Origin of the sequence: Vibrio sp. 10N.261.45.E2 (assembly GCF_002875705.1) — a bacterium.
Taxonomy (GTDB): domain Bacteria; phylum Pseudomonadota; class Gammaproteobacteria; order Enterobacterales; family Vibrionaceae; genus Vibrio.
On record NZ_MCZZ01000099.1, the window covers coordinates 1 to 15,561 of the forward strand.

A 15,561-nucleotide genomic window follows, 5' to 3' on the forward strand; every position below is an offset into this window, starting at 1 on the left:
TCTTCAATTTAAGATTTTGTCGGCTCAATGAATACTGACTTCAAAACTACAAAAAGTAATTCTAAAGCTATTATCTTTCCAACAGAAAGATAATGAATTGACTGTGCCAAATACCTTCTTTCTACAAGAGAAAGTAGTTATTTGTATTGGTCACTCAGTTCATTGAAACCAAAGTTGATTCCGAAGAATCTGTTTTATCTAACGATAAAACGTTTTGATATTCATCAACGAGTGCCCACACAGATTGATAGGTTTAAATTGTTAAAGAGCTTCTCTTCATTGTGACTTGCATCACTTCGGAAGAGGCGGCCATTCTAGCGGCTTAATTCTCAGTGTCAAACACTTATTTGGAATTAATTTCTACTTTCTAAAAGTAGGAGCGAATAATCACTCAAAGCTAGTTGCCTTTACTAACATTCTTCGCTGAAGCCTTGTGGCGTCTGCCATGACAGTGAGGCGGCATTATAGAGATGCCGCTATTATTGGCAAGCATTAAATGCGTTTTTTATTGAAAAAAGAGGTTAAGCGAAGACATTTCAACCAAGGGCTTATTTATACCACTTTCACCCCAAGTTTCGAACAAATTACCCACAACAGGCTGTGGATAACTACTCTCCATTATCAAAAAAGTAAGATAAACGAGCCCTAGGGTTTAGATACTCTCGAACTTGTTCAGGTAACTTGCTTGGATGAACGGCATTAACGATTTTGATCTCTTTAATAAAGAGGTCAATGATCGGAGCCTGGGTTCTTGGCACGCTAGGATCGTAGATTAGTACATTAGGATAAAGCATATGCTTAGCGTTAACGGATATCACAATCCCAATCGAATCATTTGAAAGCTGTACTACGGTTCCTGGTGGGTAAACTCCCATGAACTTAACCAATAGCTCCAAGTTATCTTGGCTATATAGATGCTTGCAGCTCTTATATAAGTGAGACAATGCCAAATACGGGATCATTTGTTGAGATTGCGTTTTACCATGGCAAAGGTTATCGAATGCATTGGCCACAGCAACTATCTTGGCAAACTCATCGATCTCATCTTCTTTTAAGCCCTCGGGGTAACCAGAACCGTCATTCATCTCATGATGTTGAGCGATAACCTTTTTAGCACTTTCAGGAAAGTCATCAATTGCCGATACAATATCCGCCCCATATTTAGTATGAAGCTTCAGGTAGTTCTCTTCAGGTATTGTTAGGGGGCTTTGCTTTCTAAGTATCGCGACTGGTATTTTGATTTTACCTACATCGTGAAACAACGCTGCGAAGGAGAGGTCTTTTAATTGTTGTGTATTATAACCTTTGGCCTTACCTATCATCAGCGCAACAACCGAAACATTTAAAGTATGAAAGTAAATGTCTTCAAAATCCGCTTTGGCATTCATAAGATGCAAGGTGACGTTATCATCGCTCACTAGGGTTTCGACAATATCATCAACAAGAGCCTTAACCTCCCCTACCGCATCTAAAGGTCTGTTACGGATCTTGGTCATCACAGAGCGCATACGAGCAAGCGAACGCTCGAACTCTTTCTCGCAATGACTCACCCTGCGACGATAAGAGCTTAGAGTTTCGATACGCTCATGCTTATCTTTCCACATTCTTTCAGTTTCAAGACTTACCTGTGAATCAATATCGACTTCTTGTACGCCAGCGTGATTAACCGGTAAAGGCGAGGTATCACTTTGACTTAGGTTTATATAGACATGCTTAATCCCAAGGTGTCGAATTACCTTTACCTGTGCGTCATCTTTGATTTTAAAGCTGTTGAATAAAAATGGGTGTTCATTCCATTTTACGGGGAGTCGTACATGCAGACCGGGCTGAATGCGATCTACGGTAATCTTTATGCTGCCCATTTTTATATATAATATTGATTAATAATCTCTATCTATAATTCTAATAAAACCAAGCAGCAATTTCACTATCCAATTTCACAGGTTCAATTTAAAGAATCGCAATGCACCATCCAGCGTATACCAAACTTATCTTCGACTTTACCAAACCGAGCGCCCCAAAACGTATCCGCTAACGGCGTCATTACGCGTCCATCTTGCTTTAGATTTTCAAAGATTTTGTCTTGAGTAGCGGTGTCTTCAGTAACAAGAGATAGCGCAAGGTTGTTGCCTTCGAGTTCTTTTGCCTTTACACCATCAGACATCATCAGCTTCATACCAAATGCTTCAAACTCAGCATGCATAACCCAATCAGGTTGAGCTCCCTCTATTACCTGTGGCGCATCACTAAAGAGTTGCTTCGATAAAACCACGCCACCAAAACACTTATGATAAAAATCCAACGCTTCACTACAACGACCATCGAAAAACAAGTAAGGGGTTACTGTCAGCATATCTCTCTCCTCTGTTATTTATTTAAACATAGACAATAGAAGAAGGAATGACAGGTAACAGTATGATTTAAGATGATTAATTTATTAAGAGATCAAATAGCGAAGGGAAATTATGAAATTTAGGAATGAAACATCAGGATCTATCTAACTGAAGAGCAGCAGTCATGACAACGATTTCCATACTCCAGATACAACAAAGCCCCAACTCTCGTTGAGGCTCTATCTTAAAATATGGTACAGGTAGGTGACTTGACTGGGCTTGCATCCAAGCCGACACGCTGGATTTCAAACTCACAAATGCCCAAAACGACGAAAGGTCGCTATAAGAGCAACCTTTCTATGTTTGGTGCAGGTCAGGCATTCCTGCAGCTACCACGAAGGCAACGTTTTCCATCCCTCAGATACAACAAAGCCCCGACTTTCGTTGAGGCTCTATCTTAAAACATGGTACCGGTTGGTGACTTGACTGGGCTTGCATCCAAGCCGACACGCTGGATTTAAAATTCACAAACGCCTAAAACGACGAAAGGTCGCTATAAAAGCGACCTTTCTATATATGGTACCGGTAGGCGGACTTGAACCGCCACGCCCGAAGGCAACGGATTTTGAATCCGTCGTGTATACCAATTTCACCATACCGGCATTATCTTGGGGCATTGCCCTTTCGATGTTTGGCATTATACGTATGCGAACTGATGTGGCAAGTATAAAAACTTGAATTCATGTGTGTTTGCCGATAATTTCGCCACTAAGTCATAAGCTGTGCGTCATGTCTCTTTTCAGGCTAAGCCTTAAACTATATTCTGACGCCTCAATTTTTAAAGAAGTAATAACACATGACATCAACAAATACTCTGCCACCAGCAGGAGTCATGCGCCGATTTGGTGCCTTGTTCTATGACGCACTGATCGTAATCGCTATTGAAATGATCGCAGCCGGCATCGTTGTCGCTCTACTGCACGCGCTCATGGCTCTCGGCATTTTTGACCACAGCGGTTATGCCGATGTTAGTGACTTCTTAACCAACCATCCGATTTGGAGCCCTGCATACACCTTTTACTTAGTGGCCGTTTGGGTCTATTTCTTTGTGTTCTTCTGGACTCGGGCTGGTCAAACTCTAGGGATGAGAGCTTGGAAGCTGCGCGTTCAAAATAAAGATGGTTCAGCTATTACAGTGACTCAAGCTTTGATTCGTTTGGGTACTTCAGGTTTTGGATTAGCAAACCTATGTGTTCCATTCGATCCTCAAAAACGTGGCTTTCACGATATCTGGGCAAAGACCGAAGTGGTTGTGCTACCACAAGCAAGATAACGTGATTTAAGTTAGCTCCAAATCCAGATCAAAAAAGGAAGGCATTATGCCTTCCTTTTTTCTTTATAGTTTCCGCCTCAAGAGCATGATGGCTATTCCGAGGAACACCACACTCGGGGCTATCGCACCAAAGGCCGGTGGTATCTGGTATACCAAGCTCACTGGGCCAAAGAACTCACTGGATATATAAAAGGTAAAGCCAGCTATAACACCAGACAAAATCCTCGCGCCCATGGTTACACTACGTAAAGGGCCAAAGATGAATGACAGTGCCATCAACATCATAACCGCAATAGAGATAGGTTGAGTTATCTTTCTCCACAATGCTAATTCATAGCGAGCTGCGTCTTGTTCTGACGCTTTGAGGTAGGTTACGTAATCATACAAACCACTTAATGACAGTTCTTCCGGTTTAACCGTTACTATCGCAAGCTTATCCGGTGCAAGTGATGTTTTCCAAGTATAGGTTGGCAAGTTCTCTTTAGTTATCTGCAGCTCGTTTTCAAAAGAAGTCACGACAACATCTTTCATCGTCCACACATTGTCTCCAACGTAATCAACTTCTTCAGAGTAAATCGAGGTTTTAAGAGCTTTGTTCTCATCAAAGCGCCACATATTCATGCCATACAGTTTGTCGTTATCGATTTTTACAATGAAGATAAAATCATTGGCATCACGAGCCCAGACACCACTTTGAGTGGAGATAATATTACCACCAGCAATCGATATAGTTCTTAAATCACGAGCCATCTTCTGTGCTTGAGGTGCGCCCCATTGTCCAAGCAGTGTTACCACAATCATGAGTGGAATCGCGGTTTTAAGTACCGATAGTCCGATATCTAACTTTGAGAAGCCTGCCGCCTGCATAACTACTAGCTCAGAGCTTGCAGCCAACATACCAAGACCGATCAATGCGCCAAGCAAGGCCGCCATCGGGAAGAACATTTCAATATCACGAGGAATGCTCAGTAAAACAAAGTACAGCGCTTGTAATAGGTCGTATGTACCACGACCAACCTTTCTCAGTTGCTCTACATACTTGATGATTCCAGAGAGACCAACAAACGTCACTAATACCAATGACGTCGTTGCGATGATGGTTCTGCCTATATATAAATCGAGAATCTTAAACACGGCTTAAGCCAACCTCTTATTCTTGAATTTTTCTTTCAAACGCCTAACTGGCACGCTATCCATAAAGTTTGCACCAATCGCGACAAATAACAATAACGCATTGATTGGCCACATGCCGATTACCGCAGGAATGCTCCCCTCTTCAATTGAAGATTTCGTTGCACTGATGGCTAAGAAATAGGTGAGATAAATCAGTATTGCTGGGCCGATTTTCGCAAAACGACCTTGTCGAGGGTTAACCGCTGATAGTGGCACGACAAGCATGGTCAACAATGGAATACAAAGTACCAGCGAGATACGCCACTGCAACTCTGCTTTCGCACTATTATTTGAGTTACCAATAAGATCAAGCGTAGGAATGGCTTCCCAGTCTCGACCTTTCTTCTCGACTTCACGCTGACCAATCAGGCCTTCGTATTCTTCAAAGTGTGTCACCATATAATCAAGACGAGTTGGAACACCTTCATGACGAGTACCGTCGTACATCACGATCACTTGTCGGCCATCACTAAGTTCTTTTACATCGCCCGACTTCGAGAACATCACACTTGGCAATACAGAATCACGTGGGCGCATTTGAGCAACGAACACGTTTTCTAATTTGTTACCGTCGATATCATCGATAAACACAACAGAAGAGCCATCCGGCGTGCCCTCAAACTTACCTTTTGGTAGCAAATCAACGCTGTTCTCTGCGGCTACTTCTTCATACATCTGTTCAACTTTGTCTTGTGACCAAGGAGACAACCAAAATGAGTTAAAAGCAGCAACCGTTGCGGTAATTAAAGCTAGGTAAAGTGCAGATTGGATCAGGAATTTATTACCAATACCAGTCGCGTTCATCACCACAATTTCACTTTCGGCGTAAAGGCGGCCAAAAGTCAGCAAAATACCAATATAGATACTGAGAGGAAGCATCAATAGGCCCATCGCTGGCATATTTAAGCCAACAATCGACAATATAAGACTCGCGGGGATATCACCATCAGAGGCGTCCGCTAAAACACTGATAAATTTTTGGCTGAGAAACACGAGAAAGAGAACAAAAAAGATCGCAAATTGGCTCTTGATTGTCTCGCGGATCAAATATCTAACAATAATCACGCTCAAATTACCTATACAAAACTTGTTTTTTTGATTGAATCACTATAATTTCCCGTTGAACCTTTTATTTTTTTAAATTTTTAGCTAAGTGTTAGCGTTCTTCTTTAAGGTTAGTTCCATTATAGGATCCAACAAGTAAGAACCCATTATCTAACATTTAGTTCGATTTGTCTTCAGGATGTAGGAGTACGCATGGAGTTCAGTGTAAAAAGTGGCAGCCCAGAGAAACAACGCAGCGCATGTATCGTTGTCGGTGTATTCGAACCGCGCCGCCTTTCTCCAGTAGCCGAGCAATTAGATAAGATTAGTGATGGCTACATTAGTTCACTGCTTCGTCGCGGTGATCTAGAGGGTAAACCTGGCCAGATGCTACTACTGCATCAAGTACCTGGTGTACTTTCGGAACGTGTTCTACTAGTAGGCTGTGGTAAAGAACGTGAGCTAGGCGAACGTCAATACAAAGAAATTATCCAAAAAACCATCAGCACACTAAACGAAACAGGTTCTATGGAAGCAGTATGTTTCCTTACAGAACTGCACGTTAAAGGTCGCGATACTTATTGGAAAGTTCGCCAAGCGGTAGAAGCAACTAAAGATGGTCTTTACACATTCGATCAATTCAAGAGCAACAAACCAGAGACTCGCCGCCCACTACGTAAATTGGTATTCAACGTACCAACACGTCGCGAATTGAGCCTGGGTGAGAAAGCAATCTCTCACGGCCTTGCTATTGCTTCAGGTGTAAAAGCGTCTAAAGATCTAGGCAACATGCCACCAAACATCGCAAACCCTGCTTACCTTGCTTCTCAAGCTCGTCGTTTAGCTGACGATTACGAGACAGTGAAGACCAAGATCATTGGCGAAGAAGAGATGGAAAAACTGGGTATGACATCATACCTAGCGGTTGGCCGTGGTTCTAAAAATGAATCAATGATGTCGATCATGGAATACAAAGGCGCTCCGGATCCAGATGCGAAACCGATTGTACTGGTAGGTAAAGGTCTGACTTTCGATTCAGGTGGTATCTCACTTAAGCCTGGTGAAGGTATGGATGAGATGAAGTACGACATGTGTGGTGCAGCGTCTGTATTCGGTACTATGAAAGCACTGGCTAAACTGAACCTACCGATTAACGTGGTTGGTATCCTAGCAGGTTGTGAAAACATGCCAGGCAGCAATGCTTACCGTCCAGGTGATATCCTAACGACTATGTCAGGTCAAACAGTTGAAGTTTTAAATACTGATGCTGAAGGTCGCTTGGTTCTATGTGATGCGCTAACTTACGTTGAGCGTTTTGAACCAGATTGCGTAGTTGACGTTGCGACACTAACTGGCGCGTGTGTTATCGCTTTAGGCCACCACATCAGTGGCGTTCTATCGAACCACAACCCACTTTCTCACGAACTTGTTAATGCTTCTGAGCAAGCAAGTGACCGAGCATGGCGTCTACCTATGGCAGACGAGTACCATGAGCAGCTAAACAGCCCGTTCGCTGATATGGCGAACATCGGCGGCCGTCCTGGCGGTACAATTACTGCTGGTTGCTTCCTGTCTAAATTCACTAAGAAGTACCACTGGGCACACATCGACAGTGCTGGTACAGCTTGGAAGTCAGGCGCAGCGAAAGGCTCGACAGGTCGTCCTGTCTCAATGCTAGTCCAATTCTTATTGAACCGCAGCGGCCAAGAGACTGAAGAGCAATCTTCAAAATAGTAAAAAGGGCCTACGGGCCCTTTTTTAATAAGCGCTATTTGTTAGTTCTTATTAACTAAGTAACATTGATATCCACAATTTTCAGTTCGAGTATTAAGTATGCAGACTGCTACATTTTACATTGTGCCTTCAGACAGCCCGCAAGCCAACGAAGATGGTTTTGCTCACTATGTGCTGTTTCTTGCTCAGCACTTTGCAAAACAAGGCGCTAAACTTTACCTCAACTGTAATGATAAAGAGCATGCCGAACGTATTGCTGAAGTTTTCTGGCAAGTTGAACCCAGTGAATTTATTGCACACAACTTGGTTGGCGAAGGCCCAAAGTATTCAACTAACATTGAAATTGGCTATCAAGGCGTCAAACATAATTGGAATCGTCAGCTAGTAATTAATCTGGCCGATAATCATACAACCTTTGCGAACGCCTTTGCTCAGGTGATAGACTTCGTCCCTTACGAAGAAAAAGCTAAGCAACTCGCTCGAGAAAGGTATAAAATTTACCGTCAGGCTGGATATCAGCTACAAACTATCGAGATTCAACATCCATAGTCAAACCTCATAGTTAAAGCTATCTTTGGATTTAGATTCAAGAAGCTTCACTTATGAAGTTTGACCACGATTAACCATTCACAGTATCCGTTTAAGAGCACTATGGAAAAGACATACAACCCAACATCAATCGAACAAGCTCTGTATCAGACTTGGGAAGAGAAAGGCTACTTTAAGCCACACGGTGACACATCAAAAGAAGCTTACAGCATCATGATCCCGCCACCGAACGTCACTGGCAGCCTACACATGGGTCACGCGTTCCAAGATACGATCATGGATACGCTTATCCGTGCTCAACGTATGAAAGGCAAAAACACGCTTTGGCAAGTGGGTACTGACCACGCTGGTATCGCAACTCAAATGGTTGTGGAGCGGAAGATTGCTGCTGAAGAAGGCAAAACAAAACACGACTACGGCCGTGAAGCTTTCATCGACAAGATCTGGGAATGGAAAGGCGAATCAGGTGGCACGATCACTCAACAACTTCGTCGTCTTGGTGCATCTGTGGATTGGGATCGCGAACGATTCACTATGGATGATGGCCTATCGGCTGCGACTCAAGAAGTGTTTGTTCGTCTATACGAAGAAGACCTAATCTACCGTGGTAAGCGTCTAGTAAACTGGGATCCTAAACTGCACACTGCAATTTCAGATCTTGAAGTTGAAAACAAAGACAAAAAAGGTTTCATGTGGCACTTCCGTTACCCGCTAGCGAACGGTGTTAAAACGGCTGATGGCAAAGACTACATCGTTGTTGCGACTACTCGTCCAGAAACCATGCTTGGTGATACTGGCGTAGCGGTAAACCCAGAAGATCCTCGTTACAAAGATCTTATCGGTAAAGAGATCCTACTTCCTGTTGTTAACCGTCTTATCCCTATCGTAGGCGATGAGCACGCAGACATGGAAAAAGGCACAGGTTGTGTAAAAATCACACCTGCTCATGACTTTAACGATTACGAAGTAGGTAAGCGCAATAACCTACCAATGATCAACATCCTAACGTTCAACGCTGATATCCGTGATGCTGCTGAAGTCTTCACAACCAACGGCGAAGAAAGCGATGTTTACTCAACTGACATCCCTGCTAAATACCAAGGCATGGAGCGTTTTGCTGCTCGTAAAGCTATCGTTGCTGAATTCGAAGAACTTGGTCTTCTTGAAGAGATCAAAGATCACGACCTAACCGTACCTTACGGCGACCGTGGTGGCGTAGTTATCGAACCAATGCTAACTGACCAATGGTACGTGCGTACAGCACCTCTTGCTGAGCCTGCAGTTAAAGCCGTTGAAGATGGTCAAATCCAGTTCGTGCCTAAGCAGTACGAAAACATGTACTTCGCGTGGATGCGTGACGTGCAAGACTGGTGTATCTCTCGTCAACTTTGGTGGGGCCACCGTATCCCAGCATGGTACGACAACGATGGTAAAGTGTACGTAGGTCGCACTGAAGAAGAAGTTCGTGAAAAGAACAACCTAGCGCCTGTTGTTGTACTTAAGCAAGACGACGACGTACTAGATACTTGGTTCTCTTCTGCACTTTGGACGTTCGGCACACAAGGCTGGCCTGAAGATACTGAAGCACTAAAAACATTCCACCCATCTGAAGTACTCGTATCTGGTTTTGATATTATCTTCTTCTGGGTTGCTCGTATGATCATGATGACCATGCACTTCGTGAAAGACGAAGATGGCAAGGCTCAAGTACCTTTCAAAACCGTTTACATGACAGGCCTTATCCGTGATGAAAACGGCGACAAAATGTCTAAGTCAAAAGGTAACGTACTTGACCCAATCGACATGATTGACGGCATCGGCCTTGAAGAGCTAGTAGAGAAGCGTTGTGGTAACATGATGCAACCTAAACTGGCTGCTAAGATCGAAAAAGCAACACGTAAGACTTTTGAAAACGGTATCGAACCCTACGGTACTGACGCACTGCGTTTCACTCTTGCTGCTATGGCTTCAACTGGCCGTGACATCAACTGGGACATGAAGCGTCTTGAAGGTTACCGTAACTTCTGTAACAAGCTATGGAACGCAAGCCGTTACGTACTGATGAATACAGAAGAGCACGATTGTGGCATGTCGCTGTCTGTTGAAGACCGTGCAAACATGGAATTCTCTCTAGCGGATAAGTGGATTGAATCTCAGTTTGAAGTTGCAGCGAAAGAGTTTAACGCTCACCTAGACAACTACCGTCTAGACATGGCAGCAAACACGCTTTACGAATTCATCTGGAACCAATTCTGTGACTGGTACCTAGAGCTAACTAAACCTGTTCTTTGGAAGGGTACTGAAGCTCAACAACAAGCGACTCGTTACACGCTTATTACGGTTCTAGAGAAAACTCTACGTCTTGCTCACCCTGTTCTTCCTTACATCACTGAATCTATCTGGCAGAGCGTTAAGCCGCTAGTAGACGGCGTTGAAGGTGAGACAATCATGACTCAAGCGCTTCCTCAGTTTAACGAAGATAACTTCAATGCTGAAATCGTTGAAGACATCGAGTGGGTTAAGACTTTCATCACTGCTATTCGTAACCTACGTGCGGAATACGACATTGCACCAAGCACAGGACTAGAAGTCATGATGAAAGTCGCTGATGAGAAAGACGCAGCTCGCATCGAAGCGAACAAGATCGTTCTTAACTCTCTAGCTAAACTAGACGACATTAAAGAGCTTGCGGACGGAGAAGAGACTCCTGCTTGTGCAACTAAACTGGTTGGCAAATCTGAGCTGATGATCCCAATGGCGGGTCTTATCGACAAAGATGCTGAGCTTGCTCGTCTAGATAAAGAAGTAGCTAAGACTCACGGTGAAATTAAGCGTATCGAAGGTAAGCTAGGTAACGAAGGTTTCGTTGCTAAAGCGCCTGAAGCGGTTATCGCAAAAGAGCGTGAGAAGCTTGAAGGCTACCAAGAGACTCTTGTTAAGCTTGAAGAGCAAAAAGCGACCATCGCTGCTCTTTAAAACCGAGTAAACGAGAAGGCTTCGAACTTCTTGCTCTAAATAAAAAGGTTGGTCTTCGTGACCAACCTTTTTTTATATCTCTAATTCCAATGTTTCTCGAACGAGCCTCACTTATTGATAGGTTTCATCTATCAAATTAATCTCTACTTCCCATTACACTTAATGATAATAATTCTCAATAATAAGCATATCGAAACAACACAACGATTGAGTAATTATCATGAAAAAGACACTAACCTTTGCTGCATTACATTTTACTATCGCATTTAGTGTCGCTTACGTACTCACAGGCGACATCTTAATTGGTAGCTTAATCGCCATGATTGAGCCCTCTGTAAATACCGTTGCCTTCTATTTTCATGAAAAGGCGTGGGCTCAAGTTCCAGCGCTTAAAGCTCGTCAGTGGATGACCAAATTAAAAACCGCGAGCTTTGCGACCATTCACTTCAGTGTTGCCTTTACTGTCGTCTACTTGTTGACTGGAGATGCTTTCATCGGCGGCGTGATGGCTTTGCTAGAGCCAACTTTAAATACAGTTGCTTACTACTTCCACGAGAAAGTCTGGTTACGTAAATCAGACAACCAAATGACACAACAACAATTCTGTTTGCACCAACATGCTTAGTCACCATATATTGGGTCACATATTAGTGACCCTTTCATAGGTAGATCATGGAACAAATTGCTGAGTTCACCCTAAGACCTATTACACCGCAAGACAACCCAAGCATCGCACAAGTCATTCGCCAAGTTTCGGCTGAGCACGGACTAACAGAAGATAAAGGTTATGGCGTGGCCGATCCTACCCTTGATGACATGTACTCTGTCTATAACAAAGAGAACGCAATGTACTGGGTGATCGAATATCAAGGTGAAGTGGTCGGTGGCGGGGGGGTTGCGCCATTAGCAGGCCGAGCAGATGTGTGTGAGCTACAGAAAATGTACTTCCTACCACAAACCCGAGGGCAAGGTTTGGCAAAGCGCATCGTTGCTCAAAGCTTGAAACTGGCTAAGCAGCTTGGTTACCAGCACATGTACTTGGAAACAACGGAATGCTTGGGCGCTGCAGTAAAACTCTATGAAAAACTGGAGTTTGAACACCTTGATTCAGCTTGGGGAGAAACAGGCCATGATGCTTGTGAAGTTGTCATGGCCAAAGCGTTGTAAGTATCTGACGCTAGTTGCTAACTTTTAACGTAAAAAGTTACTCACACAAGACGCTGGATTTAAGGCAACGAAAGAGCTCTCTTTTTGCCCATCGAGTTCAACTTCTAACTGGTATAAGTGCTTAGGGTTAGGCTTCTCAAGGTCAAATATCATGGGAGCCTCCACCTGAAACACGACGCCAGTATGTTCTGCGCGAACATCTATCGGCATCACGAGTGTCATGCCGTTGAACTTAATTGATGCGGATACCAAACCTGCTTTTAGCGTCTGATAAATCACATCCACTTTAAACTCACAGCCACCACCTTGGTGCCAGATCTGCTCTGTGACAACTTGCTCTAGCTTGACGTTGCGAACGAACTGCAGGTATGGCGCTTGCCAAATACCGATGCGCGAATCCGATTTCGCGACATCCAGTGAAGATACAGACTCCTCCATATCCTCTTCAAGCAACAAGCTCTCTTCTTCTTCAAGGAAAAGGATCTCAAAACGGTTGCGGCCAGACTGCATATAAGGGCGGATGTCTTTGCGATATTCAGCTTGGCTACCATCGCAGTCGAACACAGCCACACCATTAAGTCGCACTTCAACAAAGTAATCGACCCCTGCCATCACTAACTCAACAAATGGACACGCCAACATAGCATCGTCCACTTCGATGTCGTGCATTAGGTGCCACTCTTGCTCTGCAATTTCATCTTCACTCAAGCTATCAGGAAGCTTTGAGCTTAATGGAGCAGGAAAGGTAATGTCATCTTGTGGGATAGAGAGATCCGTCAGTGGCGAAATTTGCCAAAGACCATCGAGAAGCAGCCGCATATCATTCCTTGAGCTAGATCAATTTTGACCGCATTATAATGAATGAATGCATATAAAGACATTTATTTTTCTGAGGGTAAAAAAATGCCAGCTCGAGGCTGGCATTTTTTAAAATTGGGAAAGAATTACTCTTCGCCTTCATCATCTTCGTCTGGGTAGATAGCATCTTCACCTTCGTAGTAAGTGCCCCAACCGTCGTAGATAATGTCAAACTTCTCTGCAAGGTTCACAAGCTTCTCAACTTGCTCATCGATTGCTTCTGCATTCAGAGTACATTGCATCGTTGCATCACAACAAAGCAGCTTGTTGCCATCTTCGTCTTCTGTCTCTTCAGCTTCAAGCACTTCAAAGCCCATTTTAAATGCTTCAACAACCGCTTTCTCAAGCACATCGAAATCTTCAGCAAATAGGTGATGCTCGATATCGTATAGAGCTTCAGGATCGCTACCATCTTCAATTAATGCTGTAATGATGTCGCGAGTCTCTTCCTTTTGAAATTCAATTAATTCCGCTACTGATAGATATTCATCTTCGTGAGACATGTGTCTGCTCCAGAGTGTTGACTATGAAAAGATCAAATTTGATTGCCACGAAATATGGCACGGATCGTCCAGAAAAGCCACCCAGATCAAGCCTAGAAAGGTAAGTTTATCGCTAGATAGCTGTGTCAATATCAATTCAAAAGTGAAATCAAAATCACAGAAACAAATTTTCAACATTTTATTAACTGACGAGTATTTTAGCATTTCGTTTCTATGGCCACTTCAGGGCTTATCGAGTAAAACTTGCGTGATTAGTCACGTTAGCTGCATACGCGCAACCGCTTTTGGGGTGCATAAATCCTCAGCTTGTTATCAAAAAGCGCATAATAGTGAATAAAAAATCACGATTAATAAGCAAAATTCAATTCTAACAAGCCATGATTTGAGCATAGATCCTCAAAAACGTTGTTCCGCGCGATAGCCAGTTAATTGGAATTTAATCTGTATAAAGTTTTAAATTGCAGATTTTATGACCAAAAATTAGCCAAATACCTTGCATTAACTCAATCTGTAAAACTTGCATATTACAGCCAAGCTTGTCATAAATAGACGCTGGATTAATAGTAAGGATGCAAAATGAGTAAGCTGTACGTTGGCTCCGAAGTCGGTCAATTAAGACGAGTTCTCCTAAATAGACCTGAAAGAGCACTCACCCACCTCACCCCTTCAAACTGTCATGATCTTCTATTTGATGATGTGCTTGCTGTTGAAGCTGCTGGTGAAGAACATGATGCTTTTGCAGAGACACTGCGTAGTCAAGACGTAGAAGTGCTACTACTGCATGACTTGCTTGTCGAAACGCTTGCCGTACCTCAGGCTCGCGAGTGGCTGCTGAATACTCAAATCTCAGATTTCCGTTATGGGCCGACTTTTGCCCGTGACTTAAGAAGCTATCTTGCTCAAATGGATAATGAGCATCTAGCTACGATCTTACTCGGCGGCTTGGCTTATTCTGAGCTCCCTATCAAATCATCGTCGATGCTACCTAAGATGCATCGCCCACTTGATTTCGTTATCGAACCACTGCCGAACCACCTATTTACGCGTGATACCTCATGCTGGGTTTATGGCGGTGTCTCGCTAAACCCTATGATGAAACCGGCTCGTCAACGCGAAACAAACCACTTACGTGCGATCTACCGCTGGCACCCTGTGTTTGCCGGACAAGACTTCATCAAGTACTTCGGTGATGAAGATCTGCACTACGACAACGCCAATATTGAAGGCGGTGACGTACTGGTTATCGGTAAAGGCGCGGTACTGATTGGTATTTCTGAGCGAACTAAACCACAAGGTGTCGAAAACCTAGCAGCGAGTTTGTTCCGTTCGGGTCAAGCAACCGAAGTGATTGCTATCGATTTACCAAAACACCGCTCTTGTATGCACCTTGATACGGTGATGACACACATGGATATCGACACTTTCTCTGTCTATCCAGAGATCGTTCGCAAAGATCTAGACACTTGGCGCTTAACGCCAAAAGAAAACGGTGAAATGCGTGTCGAGAGTGCTGAAAACTACCTGTCAGCGATTGAAGGGGCGCTTGGCCTTGATCAATTGAAGATCATCACAACCGGCGGCGACAACTACGAAGCTGAACGTGAACAGTGGAATGATGCTAACAACGTACTGACGGTGAAACCAGGTACCGTGATTGGTTATGAGCGTAATGTTTACACCAACGAGAAGTACGACAAAGCAGGTATCGAAGTTCTGACGATTCCAGGCAACGAACTCGGCCGTGGACGTGGCGGCGCACGTTGTATGAGCTGTCCTATCGAAAGAGATGGTATTTAAGTCAAAGAGCTCCGTTAAACAGACTCAATAACTTATCTAGGCCAGTATTCATTTACTGGCCTTTTTTATTAAAAAAATAAAATAAATATTCACA

The 15,561-nt window shown here is 43.6% G+C and carries 13 protein-coding genes and 1 tRNA gene; 7 read left to right on the plus strand and 7 right to left on the minus strand.

Annotated elements, in window-relative coordinates:
- Positions 1–608: 608 nt before the first annotated feature.
- The 3 genes from BCT34_RS05865 to BCT34_RS05880 form a co-directional block, all read right to left on the minus strand.
- Complete coding sequence (locus tag BCT34_RS05865) at positions 609–1,862, minus strand: HD-GYP domain-containing protein (protein ID WP_076651507.1); 1,254 nt, start codon at positions 1,860–1,862, stop codon at positions 609–611.
- A gap of 83 nt (positions 1,863–1,945) precedes the next feature.
- A complete protein-coding gene (locus BCT34_RS05870) occupies positions 1,946–2,353 on the minus strand; it encodes a VOC family protein (RefSeq protein WP_076653516.1) in 408 nt (135 codons plus the stop codon).
- Positions 2,354–2,910: 557 nt separating this feature from the next.
- Positions 2,911–2,995: transfer RNA gene (locus BCT34_RS05880), tRNA-Leu, on the minus strand.
- A gap of 194 nt (positions 2,996–3,189) precedes the next feature.
- On the opposite strand from BCT34_RS05880, the gene BCT34_RS05885 reads away from it, so the two are divergent.
- Positions 3,190–3,666: an RDD family protein gene (locus tag BCT34_RS05885; RefSeq protein ID WP_076656678.1), complete on the plus strand. Its 477-nt coding sequence runs from the start codon at positions 3,190–3,192 to the stop codon at positions 3,664–3,666.
- Positions 3,667–3,729: 63 nt separating this feature from the next.
- On the opposite strand, the gene lptG is transcribed toward BCT34_RS05885, so the two are convergent.
- Positions 3,730–4,800: an LPS export ABC transporter permease LptG gene (gene lptG, locus BCT34_RS05890; RefSeq protein ID WP_076656675.1), complete on the minus strand. Its 1,071-nt coding sequence runs from the start codon at positions 4,798–4,800 to the stop codon at positions 3,730–3,732.
- Between the two features lie 3 nt (positions 4,801–4,803).
- Positions 4,804–5,904: an LPS export ABC transporter permease LptF gene (lptF, locus tag BCT34_RS05895; protein WP_076656673.1), complete on the minus strand. Its 1,101-nt coding sequence runs from the start codon at positions 5,902–5,904 to the stop codon at positions 4,804–4,806.
- A 192-nt stretch (positions 5,905–6,096) separates the two neighbouring features.
- On the opposite strand from lptF, the gene pepA reads away from it, so the two are divergent.
- The 5 genes from pepA to BCT34_RS05920 all read left to right on the plus strand — a co-directional run bounded on the left by pepA (position 6,097) and on the right by BCT34_RS05920 (position 12,309).
- A complete protein-coding gene (gene pepA / locus BCT34_RS05900; RefSeq protein WP_017058936.1) occupies positions 6,097–7,617 on the plus strand; it encodes a leucyl aminopeptidase in 1,521 nt (506 codons plus the stop codon).
- Between the two features lie 99 nt (positions 7,618–7,716).
- A complete protein-coding gene (locus BCT34_RS05905) occupies positions 7,717–8,166 on the plus strand; it encodes a DNA polymerase III subunit chi (protein ID WP_076656670.1) in 450 nt (149 codons plus the stop codon).
- A gap of 102 nt (positions 8,167–8,268) precedes the next feature.
- Positions 8,269–11,142: a valine--tRNA ligase gene (locus BCT34_RS05910; RefSeq protein WP_076656668.1), complete on the plus strand. Its 2,874-nt coding sequence runs from the start codon at positions 8,269–8,271 to the stop codon at positions 11,140–11,142.
- A gap of 220 nt (positions 11,143–11,362) precedes the next feature.
- On the plus strand, positions 11,363–11,767 hold the full coding sequence (locus tag BCT34_RS05915; RefSeq protein ID WP_076656665.1) for a DUF2061 domain-containing protein: 405 nt from the start codon (positions 11,363–11,365) through the stop codon (positions 11,765–11,767).
- Between the two features lie 47 nt (positions 11,768–11,814).
- A complete protein-coding gene (locus BCT34_RS05920) occupies positions 11,815–12,309 on the plus strand; it encodes a GNAT family N-acetyltransferase (RefSeq protein ID WP_076656662.1) in 495 nt (164 codons plus the stop codon).
- A gap of 24 nt (positions 12,310–12,333) precedes the next feature.
- Here BCT34_RS05920 and BCT34_RS05925 read toward each other — a convergent pair whose 3' ends face one another.
- Both BCT34_RS05925 and rraB read right to left on the minus strand, forming a co-directional pair.
- Positions 12,334–13,128 carry a beta-galactosidase gene (locus tag BCT34_RS05925; RefSeq protein ID WP_076656660.1) on the minus strand — a complete coding sequence of 265 codons (795 nt, stop codon included), beginning with the start codon at positions 13,126–13,128 and terminating at the stop codon, positions 12,334–12,336.
- A gap of 125 nt (positions 13,129–13,253) precedes the next feature.
- Entirely contained in the window at positions 13,254–13,670 is a 417-nt protein-coding gene (gene rraB, locus BCT34_RS05930) for a ribonuclease E inhibitor RraB (protein ID WP_017058930.1), read from the minus strand.
- Positions 13,671–14,246: 576 nt separating this feature from the next.
- On the opposite strand from rraB, the gene arcA reads away from it, so the two are divergent.
- Positions 14,247–15,467, plus strand: coding sequence for an arginine deiminase (arcA, locus tag BCT34_RS05935; protein ID WP_076656657.1), 1,221 nt, complete (start codon positions 14,247–14,249; stop codon positions 15,465–15,467).
- Positions 15,468–15,561 lie beyond the last annotated feature (94 nt).